Origin of the sequence: Cellulosimicrobium sp. SJTW-1 (assembly GCF_047716875.1) — a bacterium.
Lineage (GTDB): Bacteria > Actinomycetota > Actinomycetes > Actinomycetales > Cellulomonadaceae > Cellulosimicrobium > Cellulosimicrobium funkei.
In genome coordinates, this window is sequence record NZ_CP136680.1 from 3,949,302 (window position 1) to 3,973,359 (window position 24,058).

Sequence of the window (24,058 nt, forward strand, 5' to 3'; positions counted from 1 at the left end):
GCGGGGACATCGAGGCCGAACCGTGACGAACTGCACCCGCCCTCGGCGCGGCCGGCGCGGGCTACGTGTCGCGTGCGGCGGGCGCCTCGTCCTCGCGGTGGTCGTCCTCGTCCCCGGGCGGGTAGTCCGCCCGCTCGGGCTGGGCGCGCAGTCGCAGGATCGCGACGAGCAGCCCGCCCCACACGACGACGATCGCGAGCACGAGCAGGATCACGGCCGAGGTGGTCATCGGGTCTCCTCCCCGTCGGCACCGGCCGGGGCAGTCGTGCGGCCGGCCGTCCCGCGGCCCGACGGCGCCCGGCCCGGTCCTGCAGAGGCGTCACCCGGCGGGTACGGCGGCCAGGGGACGAAGTCGTCGGGGCTGCGGCGCCAGCGCATCGCCGTGAGCACGAGCGCGGCGAGCACCATGAACGCGATCGCGCCCCACCCGACGAGCGCGAGGTACCACGCGGGGTACCCCTCGTAGCCGTCGACGACGAGCGTGACGATCCTGGACACGAGCATGTAGCCGAGCACGAGCGGTGCCAGCACGGCGACGAGCACCTGCCACCAGGGGCCGAGGCGGAACGTCGAGACGGCGTTGAGGTGGTAGCGCAGCTCCGGTCCGCGCCGCAGCACCCACAGCACGAGGACGGTCATGAGCACGGCGGACCCCACGATGCCGACGTTGTTGGCCCACTGGTCGGCGGTGTCGAGGGCGACGAGGCCGGTGGTGGTGGAGAAGAGCAGGACCGAGATGACCGCGCTCACGACGCCGAGGCGCACGGACGCCTGCCGCGGCGTCCAGCCGAACTTCTCCTGGAACCCCGCGGACACGACCTGGAGGATGGACAGGAGCGACGTGAACCCCGCCATGGCGAGGGACCCGAAGAACAGCGCACCGAAGATCGGGCCGCCCGGCATCTGCGACACGATCGCGGGGAACGTGACGAACGAGAGGATCGGCCCGCTGATGCCCTCGAGCTCCCCCACGCCGACCCCCTGCTCGTGCGCGAGGAAGCCCAGCGTCGCGAAGACGCCGATGCCGGCGAGGATCTCGAACGAGGAGTTGGAGAACGCGACGACGAGCCCCGGCGTCGTGAGGTTGGACCGGCGCCGGCGGTAGGACGCGTACGTGACCATGATCCCGAACGCGATCGACAGCGAGAAGAAGATCTGGCTGTAGGCGGCGATCCACACGTTGGCGTCGCCGAGCGCCGACCAGTCCGGCGTGAACAGCGCGTTCAGCCCGTCCGCCGCGCCTTCGAGGAACAGCGAGCGCACCACGAGCACCGCGAACGCCACGACGAGCAGCGGCAGGAACACGGTGTTCGCGCGCTGCACGCCCTTCGCCACGCCGAGCGCGAGGACGACGATCGTCACGACCCAGACCGCGACCAGCGGCACGAGCACCGCCGGGACGAACTCGAGGCTCACGCCCGGGTCGGCGAGCCGGAGGTAGTCGCCCGTGAAGAACGCGGCCGGGTCGTCGCCCCAGCGCAGGTCGAACGAGAAGACGAAGAAGCTCACGGCCCACGCGATGACCGCGGTGTAGTAGAGCGCGATGACGAAGCAGATCATCACCTGGAACCAGCCCAGGCCCTCGAGCCACCGCGCGATCCGCCGGAACGCCGTCGGGGCCGAGCCGCGGAAGCGGTGCCCGATCGCGTAGTCGAGGAACAGGATGGGGATGCCCGCGGTGAGCAGGGCGACGAGGTACGGCACGAGGAACGCCCCGCCCCCGTTCTCGTACGCCACGCCGGGGAACCGCCAGATGTTCCCCAGCCCGACCGCCGAGCCGATGGCCGCGATGATGAAGCCGACCTGCCCGGTCCACTCCTCGCGCGGATTCTGCGTCGCGGGCTCCCCGCCCGCCGTGCCGGTCGCTGCCACAGTTCTCCTCGGTACCTCTGTCGTGCCGTGCCCGCGCGGGTGCCGTGCGGATCGGCGCGGCGGCGAGCCTCTCGGTGCTCGGACGACCGTAGCGACCGGTCGCGCACCGTGCGAGCCGGGGCGCGGCGCTCAGCCCGCGAGCAGGCGCTCGACGTACCCGCCGAGGAAGCGGCCCTGCGGGTCGTACCGCTGCGCGAGCGCGCCGAAGTCGTCGACGCGCGGGTAGAGCGCCGCGACGGAGCCCGGGGCGTGGACGAGCGCGTGCGAGAGCTTTCCCCAGTGCGGGCGCGCGCCGAGCGGGAGGAGCGCGGCCTCGACGTCGGGCAGGACGCGCGCGACGTCGTCGGGCACGGGCTTCCACGTGAGGTGCACGCCGACGGCCGGGCCGTCGAACGGGCTGAGCCACAGCGGCTCGGGGTCGGGCGCGACCGTGCGGATCTCCCCCACCTGGAGCAGCGGGGTGACGCGCGGGCCGAGGTCGCGCATCGCGGCGAACGCCTCCTGGGCCCGGGCGCGCGGCACGAGGTACTCCGACTGCAGCTCGGCGCCGTTGCTCGGCGTGAAGTCGAGCCGGAAGTGCGGCAGCCGCTCGTTCCACGGGCCGGGCTCGCCGAGCTGCGGCGTGCAGTGCACGGGGTCGATGCCGGGCAGGGGGTGCAGCATCGTGGTGGCGGGCGTCGCACCGAAGAGCTCCGCCCGCGCCGCGCCGGCCTCCCCCGGGGTGAGGCGCGACTTGCGCCAGACCTGCTGGACGCCGTCGGGCCCCCAGTCCGTGAAGAGGCTCACCGAGTACGCCGACGCGGTGATCTCGTCGTAGTGCGCCGTCACCGCGTCCCACGGCAGCCCGACGTGCACGTCCTGGCGCACGTCGAACGTCGGGACCGTCTCCAGCTCGACGCGCGTCACGACGCCCAGCGCCCCGAGCGCCACGACCGCGCCGGGGAGGTCCGCGTCGCCGCGCCGCAGCGTCCGGCGCTCGCCGTCGCCCGTGACCAGCTCCAGCCCGACGACGGCGCTCGCCAGCGAGCCGACCGCGTCGCCCGAGCCGTGGGTCGCCGTCGCGACCGACCCCGCGACCGAGATGTGCGGGAGCGACGCGAGGTTCGCGAGCGCCCGCCCCGCCGCCTGGACGTGCCGCGTCACGTCGCCGTACCGCAGGCCCGCCGCGACCGACACGACGCCCGAGGCGGGGTCGACCTCGACGGGGGCGCGGCCGTCGTCGTACCGGTCGAGGACGACGTGCGTGCCCGTCGTGTCCGCGACGTCCCCGAACGAGTGCCGCGACCCCAGGGCCTTGACGCGCGCCGACCGCCGCACGACGTCGGCCAGCTCCTCCGGGTTCGCGGGGTGCGCGACCCCGGAGGACCCGTAGGTGAGGTTCCCGGCCCAGTTAGCGAGACGCGGAGCGCCAAAGTCCGTCACACCCACCACCCTGCCACCCTCTAGCCCGCCCGCCCCCGTCGAGCACGGGATCGGCGACCGTCCCGGGGCCGTTCCGGTCGCGGATCCCGTGCTCGGCGGCTCGTCACGCGAGGAGCGTGCCCCAGTGGGCGCGGACCGCGTCCGCCTGGGCGGCGAATGCCGCCTCCTCCGCGGGCGACGGCGCGCGGCGCCACTGCGGCTCGACGACGACGTCACGTGTCCCGACGACCCAGCGCCACCGCCCGACGACGACGCCGTCGACCGCGACGGCATGGATGAAGGACCCGAGCCGGTCGCCGAGGTCGACGCCGTCGGCCACGACGACCCTGCGCGACTCGCCGAAGGACTGGAAGAGCTCGTCGTAGCTCTGCAGCAGGTCGACGACCGGCCGGGCGGGGTCGCCGTCGGGCGCGAGCGCACCGACGAACGGCGCGGGGTCGAGCACGCGGTCGCCGGGGTCCGCGAGCCGCCAGAGCGTCAGCCCGTCGAGCGCACCCGCCCCGGGCACGGCCACGACCTCGTCGTCGAGCAGGTCGAGCGCGCGCCGCACGTCGGTGAACGTGAAGCCCGACCACTGGGCGACGTCCTTGACCGTCGCGTACGCGCGGCTCGCGAGGTAGCGGCGCAGCAGCTCGACGAGCGCGGCGTCCCGGTCGAACCGCTCGCCGAGCGGCCCGTAGCCGGGCGGGACGCGGTCGTCGAACGCGGCGTACGTCTGCTGCTTGCCGTCGAGCGGCCCGCTGACCAGCAGCCGGTCGAGCTCGGCACGCATGAGCACGTAGCCGAGCGCGATGCCCTCGAGCGGACGGCCGTGCGCGGCGAGCAGCGCCGCGAGCTCGCGGCGCGTGCGGGGCCGCTCCTGCACGGCCGCGACGACGAGGTCGGTCTCCGGCCCGTGCCCGGCGGTCCCCACCTGCCGGTACAGCGTCCCGTTGGCCTGGTGGACGCGGGGCGCGCTGAGCTCGAGGAGCCAGCGCGCGTCGTCGGGCCGGACCAGGTGCCAGGTGGGCCGCAGCACGTGCGTGCGCAGCACCTCCCCGCGGTCGCACGCGGCGACCGCGCCCGCCGCACCCGGCCGCGCGTCCGGCCGCAGCCGCCGCGTGAGGCCCCACAGGGCGGGGTGGAACTCCTGCCCCTGCACCGCCACGAGGTGCCCGACGGCGGTCGGCACGTCGGGCAGGTCGGGCGAGCGGAGCCGGTGCGCGGCGAGGCGCGCCGCGAGGACGCGGCGCCCGTCGACCGCCTCGGTGCTCACGACCCCGCCCCGGTCACGACGGTCGCGCTGCCCCGGTCACGAGGCCACCAGGTCCGCGGCGACGACGTCGGTCCCCGTCACCGCGACGCGCACGCCTCCCTCGACGGCGGACACGGAGTCGAGCGCGACGCCGTCGGGCAGGTCGAGCGGGACGCGCAGGTCGGACAGCGCGCCCGAGAGCCCGGACGGCAGGTCGTCGACCGAGATCGTGCCGAGGCCGGTGCGGACCGCGACGACGTCGACGGCGAGCTCGGCCGGCCCGGACACGCGCGGCGTCACGTCGACCGTGATCGTGGTGCCCAGCAGCTCGAAGCCCAGGGAGAGCACGCCGCCGGTCGCGGTGACGTCGACGTCGAGACCGCTCTGCTCGGCGACCACCTGCTGCAGCGACTCCGCCGCGATGACGCCCGACGCCGTGCCCGACGCGATCCGGTACGGCTCCGACGTGCTCACGCCGTCGGCCTCGACCTGGAGGTCGGAGATCGCGTAGCCGCCGAACGACGCGGAGTCCGCGGAGCCCGTGACGTGCGTCAGCGAGCCGCGCACGAGCTGCGTGAGGAACGGGAAGCCGGTGATGTCGATCTGGGCTCCGGACACGTCGTCCGCCTGCTGCTCGAACGCCGTGACCGCCCCGCGCTCGGTGGCGCGCACCGCCACCCGGTCGGCCACGACGGCGACCGCCACGAGCACCACGAGCGTCACGAGCAGGCCCACCAGTCGCTTCATGCGCCCCACCCTAGGTCCGCCGACCACGACCTTGCCGTCGTTCTGACGCTCGTGGCGCCGACGAGGTCGTGCTCGACGCGGGGTGTCGTCGTTCTCGGCCCGGACGTAGATTCCGAGCATGACCTCTCCTCGGCACCCCTTCCGCATCGGCGTCCAGCTCCAGCCGCAGCACGCCGACTACGCCCAGGTTCGCGACGCCGTGCTGCGCGCGGAGGACCTGGGCGTCGACGTCATCTTCAACTGGGACCACTTCTTCCCGCTCACGGGCGACCCCGACGGCAAGCACTTCGAGTGCTGGACCATGCTCGGGGCGTGGGCCGAGCAGACCGAGCGCGTCGAGATCGGCGCCCTCGTCACGTGCAACAGCTACCGCAACCCGGACCTCCTCGCCGACATGGCGCGGACGGTCGACCACATCAGCGGCGGTCGTCTGATCCTCGGGATCGGGGCGGGCTGGTTCGAGAAGGACTACGACCGGTTCGGGTACGAGTTCGGCACCGCGGGCGGCCGCATCGCCGACCTCGCCGCGGCGCTCCCGCGCATCAAGGCCCGCTGGGCAGCCTCGAACCCGACGCCGACCCGGGACATCCCGGTGCTCGTCGGCGGAGGCGGCGAGCGCAAGACGCTGCGCGTCGTCGCGGAGCACGCGGACGTCTGGCACTCGTTCGGCGACGCGGAGACGCTCGCGCGCAAGAGCGCGATCCTCGACGAGCACGGCGCGGCCGTGGGTCGCGACGCCGCTGCGCTCGTCGAGCGCTCGGTCGCCGTGTCCCGGCCGCCGGCGGAGTCCGCGGACGCGCTCGTCGCCGCGGGCGCGACCCTGTTCACCGTCGGCACGAGCGGGCCCGACTACGACCTGTCCCTCGTGCGCGAGTGGATCACCTGGCGCGACGCCCAGGGCTGACCCCGGCGCTGCCCGCGCCGCCGGGGTGCCGAGCACGGGGTTGCTGTCGCTCCGACGCCCAGGACGACAGCAACCCCGTGCTCGGCGGGACGGTCTGGTCAGAAGAGGGCGCGCGCCAGGTTCGACAGGGCCGCGTGGACCTCCGAGCGCAGGCCGTCGTCGGCCGCGACGACCGCCACGCCGACGCCGACCACGACGAGCAGGAGCCCTGCGCGCCACCACCACGCCGATCGGTGCACCGTCCGCCCTCCCGTCCTGTCGCTCTGGTCCCGTCGCTCTCGCCCCCCGCCGTCAGTACGACAGTGTGCGCCAGGGCGACGACTCGGTGTCGTGCAGCCGCCGGACGGCGCGCCCGATGACGCCGAGCGCGCCGCACACCTGCACGACGCCGCGCTCACTCTCGCGGGCGCGCTCGACGACCGGCTGGAGCACGCGCGGGCCCGGCGCGGGCTGCCGCCGCCCGGGCCGACCGCGCCTGACCCGCCGCACGTCTCAGCATCCGATCACGTACGCCGTGCGGGAACACGCGGCGCACCACCGGTGGTTGCCGCTGTCATGGCCTCCACCCCACCCGCGACCCCGGCGCCGACCGCGCCCGTCGCCGCCCGCCCGGGCACCGCACCCTCGCCGAGCCCCGCGGCCCGCACCGGGCGCATCAGCGCCGGTCTCGTCCTGCTGCTGTCCGCGCTCACCGCCGTCGGGCCGCTGACGATCGACCTCTACCTCTCCGCGTTCCCGCGCATCGTGGACGAGCTCGGCACGACCGAGTCCCGCGTCCAGCTCACCCTCACCGCGACCCTCGCGGGCCTCGCCCTCGGCCAGCTCCTCATCGGGTCGGTCTCGGACGCGGTCGGCCGCCGCGCTCCCCTGCTGGTGTCCCTCGCGGTGTACGTGGCGGCGTCCGTCGGGATCGTCTTCGCCGGCTCGGTCGCCGCGCTCACGGGCCTGCGGTTCGTCCAGGGCCTCTCCGCGGCGGCCGGGATGGTGCTGTCCATGGCGATCGTGCGCGACTCGTTCGAGGGCTACCAGATCGGCAAGGTCATCGCGCGGCTCATGCTCGTCGTGGGCGTCGCGCCCATCCTCGCGCCGACCATCGGCGCGCAGTTCCTGCGCCTCGGGTCGTGGCGCGGCATGTTCGTCGCGCTCGCCGTCGTGGGGGCCGTGCTCTTCGTGCTCGTGCTCCTGCGGCTGCGCGAGACGCTGCCCGTCGAACGCCGCCGCAGCGGCGGCACGGTCGCGGCCCTGCGCTCGTACGGCTCGCTCCTCGGGGACTGGTCGTTCATCGGTCTCGCGCTCATCGCCGGCTTCTACATGGCCGCGATGTTCACGTACATCTCCGCGTCGACGTTCGTGTTCCAGGACTTCTACGGGATGTCCGCGCAGCAGTACGCGATCGTCTTCGGCGTGGGCGCGGTGGCCGTGACGGCGGGCAGCCAGATCAACGGCGCGCTCGTCGGGCGCGTCACGCCCGAGCGCATCCTCCAGGGTGCGGTCGCGGCCGGGTTCGTCCTCTCGGGCGGGCTCCTCGTCGCCGCGCTCGCCGGTGGCGGGCTCGCGTGGCTCGTCCCGCTCATCGTGCTCACGCTGGGCACCGCGGGCTTCGTCATGCCGTCCGTCCCGGCCATCGCGCTCGAGCGCAACGCGCACCGCGCCGGCAGCGCCGCGGCCCTCATCGGCGCGTTCCAGTTCGGCGTCGGGGCGGTCGTCGCGCCGGTGACCGGCCTGCTCGGCGGGTCACCGCCGGTGACCATGGCCGCGGTGATGTTCGGCGTCGTCGTGGTCGCGGGGGCCGTGCTGCTCGGCCTGCGGCACACGTTCGGCGCACCGCTCCCGGCCGACGCCGCGGGCTCCCTCGGCACGCCCGACCCCGCCGTCGCTGTCCCCGCCCCGGCCACAGACCTCCCGGACGCTCCCGACGGGCCTACCCTCCCGTCCGCCGACGCGCCCCACGACGGCGCCGTCTCGGCTGCCGACGTTCCCCACGACAACGCGGCGCTCGCCGGCGCGACGGCGCCGACGAACCGCCAGACCTGACGGCCGACCACGGCCCTACCGCCCGCTGAGCACGGGATCGGCGACCGGATCTCGCGGATGTCGGTCGCCGATCCCGTGCTGGGCAGACGAGACGCGGGCGGGTGGGGGTCCGGGCAGGATGGGCGGGTGACGCCCGACGACCCCGCCTACCCGCTCGCGGCCCGGACGGCGCCGACGCTCGCGGCGCTGGACGCCCACCTCGTCGAGTGCCGGGCGTGCCCGCGACTCGTGGCCTGGCGCGAGCACGTCGCCCACGTCAAGCGGGCATCGTTCCGCGACGACGACTACTGGGCCCGCCCCGTCCCCGGGTTCGGTGACGAGCAGGCGGGGATCGTCGTCGTCGGGCTCGCGCCCGCCGCGCACGGGGCCAACCGCACAGGACGCATGTTCACGGGCGATCGCAGCGGCGACTTCCTCTTCGCCGCCATGCACCGCACGGGCCTGGCCAACCAGGCGACGTCGGTCTCCGCCGACGACGGCCTCCGCCTCACCGGGATCCGCGTCACCGCGCCGGTGCGGTGCGCGCCCCCGGACAACAAGCCGACTCCGGAGGAACGCCGCCGCTGCGGCCCGTACCTCGCGCGCGAGGTCGAGCTGCTGGGCGCGACGGTGCGGGTCGCCGTCGTCCTCGGCGGCTTCGGGTGGCAGGCGCTGCTCTCGACGCTCGCCGAGCAGGGCTGGGCGGTGCCGCGTCCGCGGCCCCGGTTCGCGCACGGTGCGGAGGTGACGCTGCGCCGGGCCACCCCTCGCCCCACTCCGGGGGCGTCCCTCCCCGGCGTCGTGCCCGACGGCGGCCCCCCGCCCCCGGAGCAGACCCTCACCCTGCTGGGGTGCTTCCACGTGAGCCAGCAGAACACGTTCACCGGCCGGCTCACCCCGCAGATGCTCGACGACGTGCTGCTCCGGGCGCGCGAGCTCGCGGGCCTCGGCGCACCGGCCTGACGTGCGCGCGCTCGCGACCGCGCACGGTGGCGAGCCGCCGGACTCTCCGGGCCGCGAGCCCCGACCGCCGCTAGCGGGCGGCGGTGGCCGGGGACTGGCGGCGCGGTGCGTCGGCCCAGCGGCGGCGCTCCGCCACGCGCGGGGCGACGCGGCCGACGAGACGGAGCTGCTCCCGGCGCGCGATGACCTCCATGCGCCGCAGCTCGCGCTCGAGCGGGGACGATGCTGCTGACATTGCTGCTCTCCTTCGACGGCTCCCGGACGACGCCGCCGGACGCGGCCGTTCCCGGGAGAGGACGCGACGACGGCGGGGCGTCGCACTGCTCCTCGAAGAGGGACGGACACGGGGCCGGTTCGTGACATCCCGTCCCGTCCGGCCGAGCCGTGAGCGGCAAACCTGCGCCCCGCGCCGGGGGTCCTGCGCCTCTCAGCCCTGAACCGTGAACCCCAGCCCTCGAGCCCCAAGCCCCAAGCCCCAACCCCCAAGCGACCTTCGGGGACGCGCGCGCCGGCTATGCCGTCGGGAGGGCGGACTCCTCGTACTGCTCGACGAACTCCCCCGTCGGCGGGATGGGCGTGATGACGTCCACGAGCACCCCGTTCGGGTCGGCAGTGATGAAGTGCCGCTGCCCGAACGCCTCGTCGCGCAGCGAGCGCAGGATCGGCAGTCCCGCGGCGACGAGGCGCGCGTGCACGGCATCGACGTCCTCGACCTCGAGGTTGAGCAGGAGCCCGCCCGCGCGACCCCGGCCGCTCTCCGGGATCGTCTCGTGGTCGCCGTCGAGCACGGCGAGGTTCACCGACGCGTCGTGCGCGGACTGGAGGTGGACGTACCAGTCGCTCGTGAAGAGCGGCCGGAAGTCCAGGTGGTCGCGGTAGAACGCGACGGTCCCTGCGACGTCGCCGGTCATGAGCACCGGGTACCAGCTCGTGATGCGCACGGTCTTCTCCTCGTCGTCGGCGACCGGGTGGTCGCAGAAACCAACAGGCTGTATGTATCGAGGATGGCCTACAGTCTGTCGGTATGCAAGAGCGCCGCCGGACCAACGCCGAACGCACCCACGCGACCCGCGCGGCCCTGGTCGCGGCCGCGCGCGACCTCTTCGTCCGCGCCGGGTACGCCGCGACGTCGACGCCCCAGATCGCCGCCGCCGCGCACGTCACGCGCGGCGCGCTGTACCACCACTACGCCGACAAGCAGGACCTCTTCCGCGCCGTCGCCGAGGCCGAGGCGGAAGCGGTCGCCCGGGAGATCGAGGAGCGCACCGCCGCGGATCCCGGCACGGCAGCCGCGGAACGACCGGACACGCCGGACACCCCATACGGCCCGGACGGCCCGGACGCCCCGGACGCCCCGGACGCCCCGGACGCCCCGGACGCCCGCGCGATGCTCGTGGAGGGTGCGCGCGCCTACCTCGACGCGATGGGTGAACCCGGCCGCACGCGGCTCCTCCTCGTCGATGCACCCGCCGTGCTCGGCCCCGCAGAGGCCGACGCGCTCGACGCCCGCCACGCGCGCCGCACCCTGCGGGAAGGGCTCGGCGCGGCGCTCGGCGCCCAGCCCGGCGGGGGCAGCGCGAGCAATGGCTCCGGCGCGGGCGACGACGTCGCACGAGACCTCGCGGACGAGGAACGTCTCGACGCGCTGACGCTCCTGCTGTCCGCGGCGTTCGACCGCGCCGCCCTCGCGCTCGACGCGGGCGCGCCGCCGGGACCGTTGCGGGCTGCCGTGACCGAGCTCGTCGACCGCGTGTGCGCGCCGTCACCAGGACCGCGCCCTCGGTCCTGACGGACGGCGCAGCCCTGGTCAGGCCCGCACGCTGAGCGTGCTGCCGCCGCCGGGGAGGCGGCGGACCTCGACGCGCTCCGCGACGGACTGCTTGAGCGCCTCGACGTGGGAGACGACGCCCACGACGCGCCCGCCCGCGCGGAGCCGGCCGAGCGCCGCGAGGACGGCCTCCAGCGTCTCGGGGTCGAGGCTGCCGAAGCCCTCGTCGACGAACAGCGTCCCGAGCTCGATGCCGCCCGCCTCGGCCGTGACGACGTCCGCGAGCCCGAGGGCGAGGCACAGCGACACGTAGAACGTCTCCCCGCCGGACAGCGTGCGCGGGTCGCGCTCGCGCTCCGTCACGTGGTCGAGCACCTTCATCGCGAGGCCGCGCTTGTGCGCCCGCACGTCCTCGCGCGTCGCGCTGCGCACGAGCTCGTACCGCCCCGACGACATCTCGGCGAGGCGCTCGTTCGCCGCAGCGACCACGTCCTCGAACCGCTGCACGAGCACGAACGTCGCGAGCGAGAGGTCGTGCGCGTTGTCGCCCGTGCCCGACGCGAGCGCCGCCATGCGCACGACCGGTCCCGCCGCGTCCCGCGCCGCGGTCCAGCCGTCGACCGCCGCCCCGACGCCCTCGGCCGCCGTCCGGGCCTCCTCGGCACGGCGGGCGACGAGCTCGTGCTGCCGCGCCGCGGCCCCGGCCACGGCCTCTGCCTCGTCGACGGCGGCGCGCGCGCCCGCGACGTCGGCCCGTACGTCCTCGGGCAGGTCGGCGAGCGCCGGGTCCGCGAGGCCGGTCGCCGTCGCGGTCCGCGCCGCGTCGTGCTCCGCGACGCGCTGAGAGAGCGCGTGCCGCTCGGCGTCGTCGAGCACCGCGGCGAGCGCCTCGGCCGCGTCCACGAACCCCGACCGCGCGACGAGCGCGGCGACGTCGGCCGCACGCTCCTCGCACGCCCGCTGCGCGGCGGCGACGGCGCTGCCCGCGTCCGCGAGCGCGTCGATCGTGCGCACCCGTCCCTCCAGCGCGGCCGCGAGGACGGCGACGGGGTTGCGCGCGCCGCCCTCGTCGGCGAGCGGGTCGGGCAGGTCCACGAGCTCCACGAGCGGGCCCGCCGCGTCGAGCTCGGAGCGGATCTCGGCGCGGTCGCGCGCGAGGGCCGCCTCGATCTCCTGGAGCCGCGCGGTCGTGCCCGCGACCGCCTCGGCGAGCCCGGCCGCCCGGGCCTCCAGCGCACGCGTCTCCGCGTCCAGCTCCTCGAGCTCGCGCTCGGCCTCGGCGCGCTCACGCTCCGCGGTGCGCGCGGCGGCCACCAGCTCCTCCGCGTGCGCGACCCGCTGCCCGGCCTCCTGCGGGGTCAGGCCGTCGGCGTCCCGACGACGGGCCTCGCACCGCTCGGCGAGCACCTGAGCGCGGGCCGAGACGTCGTGCAGCAGGCGCTCGGCCTCCGCGCGCTCCCGCTCGGCGCGCTCGACGTCCTCGACCGCCGGGTGGTCCTCGGCGAGCGGCGCCGGGTGCGGGTGCTCGGCCCCGCCGCACACCGGGCACGGCTCGCCGACGGCGAGGCCCGCGGCGAGCTCCCCGGCCAGACCCGCGATGCGCGCGGCCCGCAACCGGGCCTCGTGCTCCACCGCCTCGTGCGCCCGGGCCGCGGCCCGCGCCCGCTCGGCGTGCGCCTCGGCCGCCTCGGTCGCGAGCGCCGCCGTCTGGCGCGCCGCCTCCTCGACCGCCCGGGCGCGGTCCGCCCGCTCGCGGAGCACCCCGAGCTCGCCCGCGGCCTCGGCGAGGGACGCGACCCGCGCGCGCACGGCGTCGCGGCGCGCCGGACGCGCGTCGAGCTCGGCCAGCACGCGACCGCGCTCCTCCGTCGCCTGCGCGACCTCCTTTCGCCCGTCGGCGAGCTCGCGGTCGCGCGCGGGCAGCGACGCCCCCACCGGGACGAGCCGCGCCACGCGGACGGCCGCCGTCGCGACGTCGGCGCGCAGGGCCTCGAGCGTCGTCGGGTCGGCGTCGGCGAGGACGGCGGGCGCCCCGGTGCGCGCGAGCGCGAGCCGGTCGAGCGCGGCGCGCAGGGTCTGCTCGGCGCGTGCGAGGCCCTGGGCGGCCGGAGCGACGACCGCGGCACGTGCCGCCGCGTCCGCCCGACGGCGACACTCGGCCACCGCCGCCTCCTCCCCGTCGAGGCGTGCCGCGTCGGCCCGCAGCCGGGCTCGCCGCTCCAGCGCGTCGTGCCGGGCGCGCTCGTGCTCGAACCGCTCACGCGCGGCGATAAGCGTCGCGTCGGCCCCCGCCGCACGCTCGGCCAGCGACGCGGCCTCGGTGTCGAGGCGCGCGACGTGCGCGACGGCGAGCGCGTGGACGCCCGGCGCCGCCTCCGCAGCGGCCGGGGCGTCGTCGTCCGCCCTCCGCAGCCGGTCGTCGTCGTCCGCCGCCTCGCGCAGCCGCCGCGCGTCGTCGGGCCCGAGCCCGGCAGCCCCCGTGAACCGCTCCGCCGCGCCCACGACGCCCTGCCGCGCGGCGTCCGTGCGCGAGCGCGCCGCGCGCGCGAGCTCCGCCAGGCGCCCCGCGGCGCGGTGGTAGAGCTCCGTGCCGAAGACCTTCTGGAGCAGCACGGCCCGGTCCTCGGGCTTCGCGCGCAGGAACGTCGCGAACTCGCCCTGCGGCAGCACGACCGTCTGCACGAGCTGGCGCCGGTCGAGGCCCACGAGCCGGCGGATCTCGTCGCCCGCCTCGTCGAGCCGTGCGGAGAGCAGCTCGCCCGCGGCGTCCTCGACCGCGTCCGGCGCGTCGGTGGGCGGCACCTCGGCGAGCCGCCAGAGCCGCACCGAGGCCTGCTGGGTCGTGGTGCCGGTGCCGCGCTTCTTGGGGCGGCGGTACTCGGGCGTGCGCCGGACGCGGAAGACCCCCGCCGGGACCTCCAGTACGAGGTCGACGTACGACTCGACGTCCGGTCCCGCGAACGCCGAACGGAGACGGTCGTCGCTCGCGGCGTCGGAGGCGACCTTGCCGTAGAGCGCGAACACGATCGCGTCGATGATCGTGGACTTGCCCGCGCCCGTCGGCCCCTCGAGGAGGTAGATCCCGGACGCGCCGAGCGCCGCGAGGTCGACGTGGTGGCGGCCCGCGAACGGGCCGATCGCCTGGAAGGTCAGGGAGTGCAGGTGCATCAGGCGCTGCGCTCCTCGGCGAGCGCGAGCTCGAACGCCTCGCGCAGCACGACGACCTCCGCGTCGCTGGGGGCGTGGCCGGAGACGTGCTCGACGAAGTCGCGCGCGACGTCCAGCGGGTCGCGCCCCGGCCCGACGGCGGTCACGACCTCCCGCTCGGCGACGCGCGGCGGGCGGTGCGTCACCTGGAGCGCGTGCGGGAACCGGGACCGGACGCGGGCGTACAGCTCGGCGGGCCGGACCGGGTCCGTCACGACGACGCGCAGCCAGTCGTCGACGTGCGGCTCGCCCGCCTCCCCGAGCATCTCGTCGAGCGAGCCGGTCACCTCCGCGAGGCGGCGCGGCACGGGAGCGGGGACGAGCTCGACCGCCGCGTCGGCGTCCGTGCGGAGCCGGTGGACGTCGACGAGCGCGGTGGACTTGCGCTGGTGCAGCTCCGAGAAGGAGAACGCGAGGGGCGAGCCCGAGTAGCGGGCGACGGTCGCCACACCGCCCCCGACCTCTCCGCCGCCGACCTCCGGGACGGTGACGCGCTGCGGCCCGTGCAGGTGGCCGAGCGCCACGTAGTCCACCCCGCGACCCGCGAACGCGGCGGCCGGGACGGCGTCCACGCCGCCCACGCGGATGTCGCGCTCGGAGTCCGACGCCAGGCCACCCACGACGAACGCGTGCCCGACGACGACCGCCCGCACCCCCGGGTCCGCGGCGCGGCGCCGCGCGAGATCGGCGCCCACCCGACGCAGGGCTGCGCCCATGACGGCCTCGTGGGACCGCGCGAGCGGCCGCGGCCTCACCGGGTCGCCGCCCGCCCTCTCGGCGTCGGGAGCGTCGGCGTCCGGCGCGTCCGCGGCGTCCGCGAGGACGTGGCGGGCCGTGTCCGGGTCCAGGTACGGGAGCGCGTAGACGAGCAGCGGGGAGCCGTCACCGTCTGTCGAACCGGGGCGCGGGCCCAGGACGACGGGCGCACCGACGTCGGCCAGGCGCGCCCGCACGTGGACGCCCGGGCGCAGGAGGCGGTCGCCGAACCCGAGCCGGACGGCGGAGTCGTGGTTGCCCGGCGTGACGACGACGTGCGCGTGCTCGGCGAGCCGCGTCACCGCGTCCGAGAGGAGGGAGACGGCGTCGACCGGCGGGATCGCGCGGTCGTAGACGTCACCCGCGACGACGACCGCGTCGACCGCCTCGGAGCGGGTCAGCTCGACGAGGTGGTCGAGGTGCGCGGCCTGGTGCTCCAGCAGGTCGACCCCGTGCAAGGTGCGCCCGAGGTGCCAGTCGGAGGTGTGCAGGATGCGCATGCCCGCACCGTACCGGCCGGCTCCCACAGCCCCGGGGACCCGGGGCGGCGGCGGGCGCGCGGGTGTCAGACGGCGCCGACGACCTCGATCGGGCCCGTCGAGGCGCCGCTGCGCTCGACGGGGATGCGCCCGCCCATGCCGATCATGTCGAGCAGCTCGACGATGCTCGGCGACGGGTCGCGGAGCACGACCTCGCGGCCGTCCTCCTCGCCGAGCATGTAGAGCTGGATGATGAACGCAATGCCCGAGGAGTCGATGAAGGTGACGTCGGCGACGTCCACCACGACGCGCCCGCGGGTGTCGAGCACGTAGGACATCGCCTCGCTCGCGCGGTCGCGCAGCGCCGCGTCGACCTCGCCCCACATCGTCACGACCACGCCGCCGTCCGCCGGGGCGTAGACGATCCCGCTCGTCCGGTCGATCGCGCTGCCTGTGTCCACGGTTCCCGCTTCTCTCGAGTCGTCCTGCTGCTGTCGGCCGCCCCTCCGGACAACGTCCGGCGGTGGTGGCCTGTTCCCTGCGCCTGCCTCACGGCTCCGTCCGGCCGCTCGCCGTGACCGTCGGGCGGTGGGTCGGACCAGGCGACCGTGACCGGAGCACCCCAGAGTCTGCACCCGGCGCGGGGCGCACACCAGCCCGCGCGACGGTCGACCGCGACCTTCCTCCGAACCCTCACAACCCGGACCGCGCCGGTGCCTGCGCGCGCCTCCCGGAGCCCCGTGACCGCCACGCTGAGGCGCAGCCCGGGCGGCGCCGCAGGGCTCGTTCCCGGACCCGCTACAGGGGCTCGGTGACGTCGGCGACCTGGGCGCCGAGGGCCGCCACGAGGGCCTGCCCGTCGACCGTCGCGGCCACGCCGTGCTCGCCGGCGCCGATCGAGACGAGGTGGTCGCCGTCGCCCGGGGTCTCCGGGGTGGCCGCCTCGCCCGCGACGTCCACCTCGTCCTCGCCGCGCACGGCGACCACGCGCACGTCCGCCACGACGGGCCACGCGTGCGTGGCGCCGAACGGCGTGATGGTGCCGCGCTCGTACCCCGTGACGTCGCGCGCGACCTCCTTGTCCGGCATGGACAGGCGCGACACCCCGAGCAGCGCGCGCAGCTTGGGCCACGAGATCTGCCGGTCGCCCGGGACGAGCACGAACAGGTAGTCGTCCTCCGCGCGCCGCACGACGATCGTCTTGAGGACGCGCGCCGGGTGCACGCCGCGCGCGGCGGCGGCCTCCTCCAGCGACCCCACCCGGCCGTGCCGGGTGAGGGTGAAGTCGATGCCCGACGCCTCCAGCGCCGCCACGGCGCGCTCGCTGCTCATGAGAACCGACCCTAGCCCTCGCCCCCGACGCACGGGCTGCCGTAGCGAGGCCGCCGCCCGTCAGACGTCGTCGAACTCCGTCACGACGGTGCGCCAGTACTCGGCGCCGTCGCGCGTGCGGTGCACGAGGCCCGCGTCGACCATCGCGCGCCGCAGCGACACGGGGTCCGCCGCGCGCGCCGCGAGCCGCCTGGTCAGCGTGAGCTCGGTGACGGGCTCCTCCAGCGGGAGCACCTGCGCCGCGAGGTACCGCACGACGAGCTCGCGGTCGCGCCACCGCTTCGGCATGCGCAGCAGGCGTCCGTCCGTGAGGAAGCGGTCGGGGCCCGTGGGGCGCGGCGTGGGCACGGTCGCGAGCAGGGCCGCGAACCGCTCGGGCGCCGCCCGCAGGAAGCCCGTCTCCTCGCGCACCACGACGCCCGCGGCGAGGAGCGGCGCGAGCCGACGGCGCTCGTCGGCCGACAGCACCGCCTCCGCGGGCCCTTCGGTCACGACGCGCGCGAGCACCTCGAGCCGTCCCGCGTCGGCGAGCGACGCGACCACCTGCTTCCACGCGTTGTCGGGCACCGAGGCGCCCGTCCGGTCGTCGTCCACCGCCCGACCCTACGCACGCCGCGCCGCGCACGGCCACCGCGTTCCCGGACCCCGCACCCCGTGCTCCACCTCCCGGGCCCGCCCGCGCCCCACCCCGCGGCCGGACCGACGAGCGCGGCGTGGCCGTCAGGCGAGGTGCACGGCGTCGCCCTGCCAACGACGCCGCAGCCACCGGTCGTGCGACGCCACGACCACGGCGCCCGGCCACTCCTCCACGGCCTCCATGAGCTCGCCCGCAAGGGTGAGCGACACGTGGTTCGTCGGCTCGTCGAGGAGCAGCACGTCGGGCGCCTGCGTGACGAGCATCGCGAGCACCACGCGCCGGCGCTGCCCCACGGAGAGCTCCGCGAGCCGTCGGCCCAGGTCGCGCGGCGCGAGGAGGCCGTGCGCGTCCACGGCCGCGTCGCGCGCGTCCGCCGCGTCCACGCCCTGCGCGAGGGCGAGCAGCTCGCGCGGGGTGCGGTCGTCGTCGTGCAGGTGCACGTCCTGCTCGAGCAGCCCCACCCGGACCCCGCGCGCCCGGCCCACGGTGCCGGCGTCGGGCACCAGGTCGCCCGCGAGCACGTGCAGCAGCGTGGACTTCCCGGCGCCGTTGGCGCCGGTGACGAGCAGCCGGCTCCCCCGGGCGACCTCGATCGACGGGACGCCCGACGCCGCCATGTCGAGCCGGTCCGGCCGCTCGCCCGGGGCGGCCCCGGGCCCTCCGCGCCCCGGCCGGTGCACGACGACGCCCCGCGCCCACGCGACCACGTCGCCACCGCCCGGCGCGAGGCGGGTCCCCCCGCTCGGCGGGGCGAAGCGCAGGGGCGGGGGCGGCTTGCGCACCTGGTCGCGCTCGAGCGCGTCGAGCCGCTGCTGCGCGTTGCGCACGCGCCGCGCGACCTGGCCCTGCACGCGCTCGCCCTTGAAGTCGTAGAGGATCTTCGCCTGGTTGCCCCGCTCACGGTTCTTCGCGACGTCCCGGGCCGTCACCGCGACGCCGCGCCGCAGCTCCGCGAGCTCGGCCTGCTCCGCCTCGAAGCGCTGCTCCCAGCGCTCGCGCTCGACGCGCTTGGCCTCGAGGTAGTCGCCGTACGTGCCGCCGTAGAGGGTCCCCGCTCCCCCGCCGCGCGCCGCGTCTCCGCCGCCCGCGCCGCGGAGCGGCTCCGCGACCGGGTCGAGGTCGAGGATCTCGGTGCACACCTCGTCGAGGAACACGCGGTCGTGGCTCGCGAGCACCACGGCGCCCGGGAGCGCGCGCAGCGCCGCGGCGAGGAACTCCGCCGCGGCGTCGTCGAGATGGTTCGTCGGCTCGTCGAGCAGCATCGCGCCGGGCTGGCGCACGAGCAGCGCGGCGAGGCCGAGCCGCGTGCGCTGGCCCCCGGACAGCGACCCGACCTCGCGGCCGGCGACCCCCTCGACGTCGAGCCCGAGACCCGCGAGCGTGCGCGCGGCCCGCGCGTCGGCGTCCCAGACGTCGGCGAGCTCGGCGCGCGCAAGGGCGCGCGCGTACGCCTCCTCGGCACCGGGGACGGGGTCGCCGCCCGGGTCGCCGGCGAGGGCGAGCGCCGCCTCCTCGAGCTCGCGCTCGATCCCGCGCACGCGCGCGAGCGCGTCGTCGACGACCGCGCGGACCGTCGTCGTCGACGGGTACGGGAACTCCTGGTGCAGGAACCCGAGGTCCGCGGGCCGGCTCACCGTGCCGTCGTCGGGCGCGAGCGTGCCCGCGAGCACCCGCAGGAGCGTGGACTTGCCGACGCCGTTCTCGCCGACGAGACCCGTGCGATGGCCGGGGTCGACGGCGAGGTCGACGCCGCGCAGGACCGCGCGGCCCGCGAAGGACACGCGGACGTCGGTCGCGCGCAGGACAGGGGTGGGACGTGCCATGGGTGATCACCTACCAGGTGCCCGGGTGGCGCGCGCACGCCGCGGAGGGCGGCGGGGGCCACGGCGACGGGCTCGACGGGACGGAGCGGCCGGGGCGGGTGAGGATCACATCGCGCCCGACGCTACGCCGTCGGCACAGGAGACGCACGGCATTTTCCCGGCGCTGCCCTCGCGCCGGGCGCGCCCACGGTTCCACCGAGGCCCGACGACGCCCCTCGGCTCAGGGGGTGGTCGGCTCCGTCCCGGGGGCCGTCGGGGCCTGGGTCGGCGCGACCGTGGGCTCGGGTGCCGGGTCCGTCGGCTCGGGTGACGGCTCGGGCTCGGGCTCGGGCGGCGGCCCGGACGAGACGACGATCGCGACCGTGCTTCCCGGTGCGACCTGGGTGCCGGAGCCCGGCGCGACGGACAGCACGGTCCCGGGCGCGGCCTCGTCGACCTTCGTCGTGACGCTGACCTTCAGCCCGGCGCCCTGGAGCGCTGCCTCCACGGCGGCCTGCTGATTGCCGACGAGGTTCGCCGGGACGGCGACGGTCGTGGGCGGCGGCGGGTCCGTGGGCTTCGTCGGCGGAGGTTCCGTCGGCGTCGGCGTCGGCGTGGGCGTCGGTGCCGGGGGCTGCGGCGCGGGCGGGGTCGTCGGCTTCGGCGCGGGCGCGCTCGGCCCCGCCGGCTTCTGCGGCGTGGACGGCGCGCTGCTCTCGGCAGGCGTGTACCGCGTCGGCATCTTGCCTGCCGCGAAGAACTCGAAGTGCCACGGCTCCGGCTTGGAGCCGTTGGGCCGCGCCCACGCGGGGTTGTCCCAGCCGTAGTCCGGGCCGTGCGTGCGGAGCCAGACGTACTCGAGCGACGTCCCCGACGGCACGTTCCCGCCGACGTCGATCGCGAGCCCCCACCCGTGCTGCGACGTGCCGGGCACGGCCGCGAGGTAGGGCTTGACCGCCTTGAGGCGCACCTGCTCGTCGTACGGGCGGTACGCGTCGGTGATCTTCAGCGCGTACCCGAACTCCTTCTCGAACTCGGCGGCGAGGGCCTCGAGCTGCTCCGCGGCGTCGCAGCGCAGGGTCTTGCCCGGCGCGAAGTCGAGCGCGCACAGCGCCTCGGGCGGGATGCGGCCGTTCTGGTACTGCGCCGTCGAGCCCGCGTACCGCTCGACGACCTCGGCGAGCCGCTCCGCGAGGGTCGTGCCCGCGAGCGCCGTCGCCCCGGCGGCCGGGACGACCCCGACCGGCACGAGGTCGGTGCCGAGCAGCTCGGCGAGCGTCGTCGCGGAGGCGAGGACGTCCTCCAGCGTCACGTCGCCGTGCACGTGGTCGTCGCCCTCGGCGTGGTCGCCGTCACCGCTGTCAGCCGAGCCGTCGGCCGGGTCCTGGGAACCGTCGATCTCGCCGGGTGCCACCCCGTCGGGCGCGGGCACCTCGTCCTCGGGCAGCGTCCGGTCGCCCGGGGACCCCGGGCCTCCCGGGGATCCCGTGCCGCCGGGGGCGGACGGGTCCAGGGGCGTGCTCGTGCCGGGCGCCGGGCTCGGCGCGCCGCCGGGGCTCGGGGTGACGCTCGGCGAGGGGTCGGTGGACGCGCCGGGGGACGGGCTGCTCGTCGGGCTCGGCGAGGGCGCGGTGGGCGTCGCCGCGGTGCGGACCGCATCCGCCGCCGCGTCCCCGGCGGCGTCGACCGTCGCGGGCTGCTGCGCCGGGCGGTCGGTCGCGGGGTCCGCGGTCTCGCCGTCCGTGCCCGTCGTGGTGTCGTCGTCACCAGCGCCGGCGCCTGCGCCCGTACCCGGGCCGAGCGGCTCCGGCAGCTCGGGGACCTGCGCGCCGTCGAGCGACTCGTCCAGGTCGAGGTCGCCGGCGGGCACGAGGGGCGCGGGGACGCGGCGGGCCGCGTCCTGCTGCGCGAGGTAGGTGGCCAGGAGCATGCCGAGCTCGGCGCGGGCCTGCTCGACGGGCGGGGAGACGTGGCCGTCGTCGAGCGCGTTGGCCGTCGCGAGGACCTCGATGGCGCCGTCGAGCTGCTGGCCCTCGTCGAGGCCGGCCCCGAGCGTGCTCGATAGCGCCGCGACCTGGGTCGCCGTGGTCGCCTCCTGCGCGAAGAACGACGCGCCCGGGCGGGGTTGGGCGCTGCCGGCGAGGGCCGCGGCGAGCGTGATGGCGAGCGCCGACGAGATGAGGACGTGCGACACGGCCCGCGCGCGCCGTCCGAACGACTCCGGGCCCACCGCGGCGGCGGCGGGCGCGGGCTCGAGCGTCACGGGCGCGTCGTCCGCGCCCTCGTGCTCCGCCGTGGTGCTCACCGCTCACTCCCGTGCTTCGTGCCCTGCCACGGGCCTGCGGTCCCGCACGCCGGATGTGCGCGTCGTCGCGCCCGACGTCACGGCTGCGCGCGCACACGATCGGTGTGCTGCACGCCACAGTGCCCTCGTCCGCCTACCGTACACCGCCTCCACGAGGCTCTCACCCCGGTCTCATGTTCGCGGTGGACAATCGCCCCATGAGTTCACCGACACGTCACCGCAGGTCAACGTCCCGCGCCCTCGCGCTCGGGGCAGCCGTCGCCGCGACCGTCGCGCTGGGCGGGTGCGCCGAGGACGGCTCGGTGAGCGTGCCGGAATTCACCCTGACAGGCGACCAGGTCCAGCAGTTCCTCGACGACGCGGGCGCGCAGGTCGAGACGATCGGCGAGGACGTCCGGTCGCTCACGGACGACCTGGGCACCCTCCCGGACGACACGCGCACCCGCGCCGAGGAGGCCGTCGCGTCCGCGCAGGAGGCCGCCGACGAGGCCCGCGCCGCGGCGGACGAGGCGGCGTCCGCCACGGACGAGACGCGCGCCCAGGCCGAGCAGCGCCTGGCCGACGCCGAGGCCGCGCTCGAGGACGCGTCCACCGAGCTGGGCGACGTCGCGGGCTCCCTCTCCGGTGCCGACGCCGCGGTGCGCGACGCGATCGAGAGCCTGCGCACCCGGGTCGACGAGCTCCGCGCGGACCTCGAGGACGCGTCGGGCTCCTGACCGCACGGGCCGCGCGCGATCGGCCCGTGCCCGGTATCGCCGGACCCTCGTCCGCGCCGGGGACCTAGGTCCCCGGGCCCGGCGACTTTTGCCTGACGTCCACCCTTCCTTCACAGGGGTTTGCTTGGTCTCAGGAGCCCGACCGCACCGGACGGGTCGATGAGAGGGGACAGTGATGAAGGGGACGATCGAGCGGAACGCCAACGCGCCGCTCCCTACGGTCGAAGGCACCGAGCCGGAGACCCTCAGCCTCGCGGAGCGCGCCACGCGGCCCACCCAGGTGGTCCTCGGCGTCCTGCGGATCACGATCGGGTTCTACTTCCTCTGGGCCTTCCTCGACAAGACGTTCGGGCTCGGGTTCGCCACCCCCGCCGAGCGGTCGTGGCTCAACGGGAACAGCCCGACCACCGGCTTCCTGTCGAACCTCGAGGGCACGTTCTCGGGCTTCTTCAGCGGCCTCGCGGGGAACGCGTTCATCGACGTGCTCTTCATGGTCGGCCTGCTCGGCATCGGGCTCGCCCTGATCCTGGGCATCGGGATGCGGATCGCCGCGGTGAGCGGCACGCTCCTGCTCCTGCTCATGTACCTGGCCGAGCTCCCGCTCGTGACCAACCCGATCATCGACGACCACATCACGATGTCGCTCACGATCATCGCTCTCACGCTCCTCGGGGCGGGCAGCGTGCTCGGGCTCGGCAAGACGTGGAAGAGGATCCCGTTCGTCCAGCGCAACGCCTGGCTGGTCTGACGGTTCGACCGCCCGCCGTGTGCGGCGGGCCACGGGGCGACCGATACCGCGCGACGATCTGAGGCCGTCGCTGCAGGGAGTCGCTCCCGGGGGAAGAGGGGCGTGCGGGCGGTGGGGAGACCACCCGCACGTCCCGCCCTCCGCGCCCGGCAGGGCGACCGACAGCTCGACGGAGCCGGTCGCCCGCCGGGCGCCTTTCTGCGTGCCCGGCCCGCGGCCGCCCGGTCCGGTGCGACCCCGGCGTCAGCCGAAGCGGGCCAGCAGCTCCGCCGCCTGGGGATCGCCCTGGGCGGCCGCCTCGTGCCACAGGGCCATCGCCTCGGCGACGCGGCCCGCCCGGAGGCGGAGCACCCCGAGGCTCGTGCGCGCCGTCGGCTCGCCGGCGAGCGCCGCCTGCTCGAGCAGGTCCTCGGCGTCCGGCCCGCGGCCCGCGCGCACGTAGAGGTCCGCGAGGGTCGCCGCGACGCGCGCCTCGCCCGTCCCGGCCCACCCCTCGAGCAGCGCGACGGCGGCGTCCGGGGCGAGCGCGCCGCTGCGCACGAGCTCGACCGCCGCCTCCCAGCTCTCGCCCGACGTCGCCGCGAGGACGTCGTCGGCCGCGTCGCGCTCCCCCAGCTCGGCGAGCACCTGCGCGAGCCGCACGGCCGCGCCCTCGACACCCTGCGCGAGCTCGTACCAGCGGCGGGCCGCGTGCAGGTCGCCGCGCTCCGCCGCGACCTGCGCGGCCATGAACGCCCCCAGCGCGTCGCCCGCCAGACCGGCGAGCTCGAAGCAGCGGAACGCCTCCGCGGCGTCGCCCGCCTCGTGGTGCGCGACGCCCAGCCGGTACACGGCCCCGGGCACGCCCTGCTCGACGGCCGCCTCGTAGAACGGGACCGCGGCGGCCGGGCTGCCGAGCGCGCGCAGGTCGTCGGCGATCGCGACGAGCTCGGCCGGGTCGTCGGGGTGCAGGTGCCCGACGGCGGACCGCAGGTCCGCGAGGGCGCTCGCCGCGGCCTCGGCGGGCGCCCCGGAGTGCGGGGCGACGTCCGCGCCCTGGTCGGTGGTCGGCATGCGGCACCGCGTCCCTTCGGCCCCCTGCGTCGACGGCCCGGTGGTCCGGGACCTGCACGACGGCGACGTGCGGCCGGCGGCAGGACGGCGTCGGACGTCC

The 24,058-nt window shown here is 76.4% G+C and carries 23 protein-coding genes; 6 read left to right on the top strand and 17 right to left on the bottom strand.

The genetic code is table 11. The annotated features are described in order from the left end of the window. Positions 1–61: 61 nt before the first annotated feature. The 5 genes from RSE42_RS17725 to RSE42_RS17745 form a co-directional block, all read right to left on the bottom strand. Positions 62–229: a methionine/alanine import family NSS transporter small subunit gene (locus RSE42_RS17725; protein WP_076404313.1), complete on the bottom strand. Its 168-nt coding sequence runs from the start codon at positions 227–229 to the stop codon at positions 62–64. Next, the gene (locus tag RSE42_RS17730) at positions 226–1,872 is read right to left on the bottom strand and encodes a sodium-dependent transporter (protein ID WP_415297426.1); all 1,647 of its coding nucleotides are present in this window, start codon (positions 1,870–1,872) and stop codon (positions 226–228) included. The genes RSE42_RS17725 and RSE42_RS17730 overlap by 4 nt, the downstream gene beginning before the upstream one ends. Positions 1,873–2,001: 129 nt before the next feature. After that, entirely contained in the window at positions 2,002–3,300 is a 1,299-nt protein-coding gene (locus RSE42_RS17735) for an FAD-binding protein (RefSeq protein ID WP_415298936.1), read from the bottom strand. 97 nt (positions 3,301–3,397) lie between these two features. Continuing rightward, positions 3,398–4,549, bottom strand: coding sequence for a DNA glycosylase AlkZ-like family protein (locus RSE42_RS17740; RefSeq protein WP_415297427.1), 1,152 nt, complete (start codon positions 4,547–4,549; stop codon positions 3,398–3,400). A 36-nt stretch (positions 4,550–4,585) separates the two neighbouring features. Next, positions 4,586–5,395 (bottom strand): DUF2993 domain-containing protein, encoded by an 810-nt coding sequence (locus RSE42_RS17745; RefSeq protein WP_415297428.1) that lies wholly within the window; start codon positions 5,393–5,395, stop codon positions 4,586–4,588. Between RSE42_RS17745 and RSE42_RS17750 the strand changes: the two genes are divergently transcribed. Continuing rightward, the gene (locus RSE42_RS17750; protein WP_415297429.1) at positions 5,394–6,179 is read left to right on the top strand and encodes an LLM class F420-dependent oxidoreductase; all 786 of its coding nucleotides are present in this window, start codon (positions 5,394–5,396) and stop codon (positions 6,177–6,179) included. The genes RSE42_RS17745 and RSE42_RS17750 overlap by 2 nt on opposite strands. Before the next feature lie 98 nt (positions 6,180–6,277). On the opposite strand, the gene RSE42_RS17755 is transcribed toward RSE42_RS17750, so the two are convergent. Together RSE42_RS17755 and RSE42_RS17760 are read right to left on the bottom strand one after the other, a co-directional pair. After that, the gene (locus RSE42_RS17755; RefSeq protein ID WP_157446567.1) at positions 6,278–6,418 is read right to left on the bottom strand and encodes a hypothetical protein; all 141 of its coding nucleotides are present in this window, start codon (positions 6,416–6,418) and stop codon (positions 6,278–6,280) included. A 52-nt stretch (positions 6,419–6,470) separates the two neighbouring features. Beyond that, positions 6,471–6,611: a hypothetical protein gene (locus RSE42_RS17760; RefSeq protein WP_170982149.1), complete on the bottom strand. Its 141-nt coding sequence runs from the start codon at positions 6,609–6,611 to the stop codon at positions 6,471–6,473. 123 nt (positions 6,612–6,734) lie between these two features. Here RSE42_RS17760 and RSE42_RS17765 point away from each other — a divergent pair, with 123 nt between their 5' ends. Together RSE42_RS17765 and RSE42_RS17770 are read left to right on the top strand one after the other, a co-directional pair. After that, entirely contained in the window at positions 6,735–8,213 is a 1,479-nt protein-coding gene (locus RSE42_RS17765; protein WP_415297430.1) for a multidrug effflux MFS transporter, read from the top strand. 126 nt (positions 8,214–8,339) lie between these two features. Continuing rightward, a complete protein-coding gene (locus RSE42_RS17770; RefSeq protein WP_034655427.1) occupies positions 8,340–9,155 on the top strand; it encodes a uracil-DNA glycosylase in 816 nt (271 codons plus the stop codon). A 70-nt stretch (positions 9,156–9,225) separates the two neighbouring features. Here the strand turns inward: RSE42_RS17770 and RSE42_RS17775 are convergent, their stop codons facing one another. Both RSE42_RS17775 and RSE42_RS17780 read right to left on the bottom strand, forming a co-directional pair. Then, positions 9,226–9,390, bottom strand: coding sequence for a hypothetical protein (locus RSE42_RS17775; RefSeq protein ID WP_157446563.1), 165 nt, complete (start codon positions 9,388–9,390; stop codon positions 9,226–9,228). Between the two features lie 277 nt (positions 9,391–9,667). Further along, positions 9,668–10,096: a VOC family protein gene (locus RSE42_RS17780; RefSeq protein ID WP_034655429.1), complete on the bottom strand. Its 429-nt coding sequence runs from the start codon at positions 10,094–10,096 to the stop codon at positions 9,668–9,670. An 83-nt stretch (positions 10,097–10,179) separates the two neighbouring features. Between RSE42_RS17780 and RSE42_RS17785 the strand changes: the two genes are divergently transcribed. After that, positions 10,180–10,944 carry a helix-turn-helix domain-containing protein gene (locus tag RSE42_RS17785; protein WP_415297431.1) on the top strand — a complete coding sequence of 255 codons (765 nt, stop codon included), beginning with the start codon at positions 10,180–10,182 and terminating at the stop codon, positions 10,942–10,944. Between the two features lie 18 nt (positions 10,945–10,962). Here the strand turns inward: RSE42_RS17785 and RSE42_RS17790 are convergent, their stop codons facing one another. The 7 genes from RSE42_RS17790 to RSE42_RS17820 all read right to left on the bottom strand — a co-directional run bounded on the left by RSE42_RS17790 (position 10,963) and on the right by RSE42_RS17820 (position 21,441). Then, a complete protein-coding gene (locus RSE42_RS17790) occupies positions 10,963–14,091 on the bottom strand; it encodes an AAA family ATPase (protein ID WP_415297432.1) in 3,129 nt (1,042 codons plus the stop codon). Next, positions 14,091–15,386 carry an exonuclease SbcCD subunit D gene (locus RSE42_RS17795; protein WP_415297433.1) on the bottom strand — a complete coding sequence of 432 codons (1,296 nt, stop codon included), beginning with the start codon at positions 15,384–15,386 and terminating at the stop codon, positions 14,091–14,093. Before RSE42_RS17795 ends, RSE42_RS17790 begins: the two co-directional genes overlap by 1 nt. Before the next feature lie 65 nt (positions 15,387–15,451). After that, positions 15,452–15,826, bottom strand: coding sequence for an STAS domain-containing protein (locus tag RSE42_RS17800; RefSeq protein ID WP_021483854.1), 375 nt, complete (start codon positions 15,824–15,826; stop codon positions 15,452–15,454). Positions 15,827–16,163: 337 nt separating this feature from the next. Next, positions 16,164–16,697: an aminoacyl-tRNA deacylase gene (locus RSE42_RS17805; RefSeq protein WP_034650291.1), complete on the bottom strand. Its 534-nt coding sequence runs from the start codon at positions 16,695–16,697 to the stop codon at positions 16,164–16,166. Between the two features lie 60 nt (positions 16,698–16,757). Further along, positions 16,758–17,291 (bottom strand): DUF2087 domain-containing protein, encoded by a 534-nt coding sequence (locus RSE42_RS17810; RefSeq protein WP_255438033.1) that lies wholly within the window; start codon positions 17,289–17,291, stop codon positions 16,758–16,760. 126 nt (positions 17,292–17,417) lie between these two features. Further along, entirely contained in the window at positions 17,418–19,157 is a 1,740-nt protein-coding gene (locus tag RSE42_RS17815; protein ID WP_415297434.1) for an ABC-F family ATP-binding cassette domain-containing protein, read from the bottom strand. A gap of 220 nt (positions 19,158–19,377) precedes the next feature. Continuing rightward, on the bottom strand, positions 19,378–21,441 hold the full coding sequence (locus tag RSE42_RS17820) for a D-alanyl-D-alanine carboxypeptidase family protein (RefSeq protein ID WP_171468543.1): 2,064 nt from the start codon (positions 21,439–21,441) through the stop codon (positions 19,378–19,380). Between the two features lie 197 nt (positions 21,442–21,638). Between RSE42_RS17820 and RSE42_RS17825 the strand changes: the two genes are divergently transcribed. Together RSE42_RS17825 and RSE42_RS17830 are read left to right on the top strand one after the other, a co-directional pair. Beyond that, positions 21,639–22,157, top strand: a complete 519-nt coding sequence (locus tag RSE42_RS17825) for a hypothetical protein (protein ID WP_158097174.1) — start codon at positions 21,639–21,641, stop codon at positions 22,155–22,157. 175 nt (positions 22,158–22,332) lie between these two features. Beyond that, positions 22,333–22,905 (top strand): hypothetical protein, encoded by a 573-nt coding sequence (locus RSE42_RS17830; protein ID WP_396050000.1) that lies wholly within the window; start codon positions 22,333–22,335, stop codon positions 22,903–22,905. Between the two features lie 243 nt (positions 22,906–23,148). Here the strand turns inward: RSE42_RS17830 and RSE42_RS17835 are convergent, their stop codons facing one another. Continuing rightward, positions 23,149–23,958: a tetratricopeptide repeat protein gene (locus RSE42_RS17835; RefSeq protein WP_415297435.1), complete on the bottom strand. Its 810-nt coding sequence runs from the start codon at positions 23,956–23,958 to the stop codon at positions 23,149–23,151. Between the last annotated feature and the right edge of the window lie 100 nt (positions 23,959–24,058).

What these genes read in the sequence shown, in the direction of transcription:
- RSE42_RS17725 (WP_076404313.1), bottom strand. Translation starts at nt 229, where the DNA reads ATGACCACCTCGGCCGTGATCCTGCTCGTGCTCGCGATCGTCGTCGTG.
- RSE42_RS17750 (WP_415297429.1), top strand. Translation starts at nt 5,394, where the DNA reads ATGACCTCTCCTCGGCACCCCTTCCGCATCGGCGTCCAGCTCCAGCCG.
- RSE42_RS17745 (WP_415297428.1), bottom strand. Translation starts at nt 5,395, where the DNA reads ATGCTCGGAATCTACGTCCGGGCCGAGAACGACGACACCCCGCGTCGA.
- RSE42_RS17765 (WP_415297430.1), top strand. Translation starts at nt 6,735, where the DNA reads ATGGCCTCCACCCCACCCGCGACCCCGGCGCCGACCGCGCCCGTCGCC.
- RSE42_RS17775 (WP_157446563.1), bottom strand. Translation starts at nt 9,390, where the DNA reads ATGTCAGCAGCATCGTCCCCGCTCGAGCGCGAGCTGCGGCGCATGGAG.
- RSE42_RS17785 (WP_415297431.1), top strand. Translation starts at nt 10,180, where the DNA reads ATGCAAGAGCGCCGCCGGACCAACGCCGAACGCACCCACGCGACCCGC.
- RSE42_RS17790 (WP_415297432.1), bottom strand. Translation starts at nt 14,091, where the DNA reads ATGCACCTGCACTCCCTGACCTTCCAGGCGATCGGCCCGTTCGCGGGC.
- RSE42_RS17795 (WP_415297433.1), bottom strand. Translation starts at nt 15,386, where the DNA reads ATGCGCATCCTGCACACCTCCGACTGGCACCTCGGGCGCACCTTGCAC.
- RSE42_RS17805 (WP_034650291.1), bottom strand. Translation starts at nt 16,697, where the DNA reads ATGAGCAGCGAGCGCGCCGTGGCGGCGCTGGAGGCGTCGGGCATCGAC.
- RSE42_RS17815 (WP_415297434.1), bottom strand. Translation starts at nt 19,157, where the DNA reads ATGGCACGTCCCACCCCTGTCCTGCGCGCGACCGACGTCCGCGTGTCC.
- RSE42_RS17825 (WP_158097174.1), top strand. Translation starts at nt 21,639, where the DNA reads ATGAGTTCACCGACACGTCACCGCAGGTCAACGTCCCGCGCCCTCGCG.
- RSE42_RS17830 (WP_396050000.1), top strand. Translation starts at nt 22,333, where the DNA reads ATGAAGGGGACGATCGAGCGGAACGCCAACGCGCCGCTCCCTACGGTC.
- RSE42_RS17835 (WP_415297435.1), bottom strand. Translation starts at nt 23,958, where the DNA reads ATGCCGACCACCGACCAGGGCGCGGACGTCGCCCCGCACTCCGGGGCG.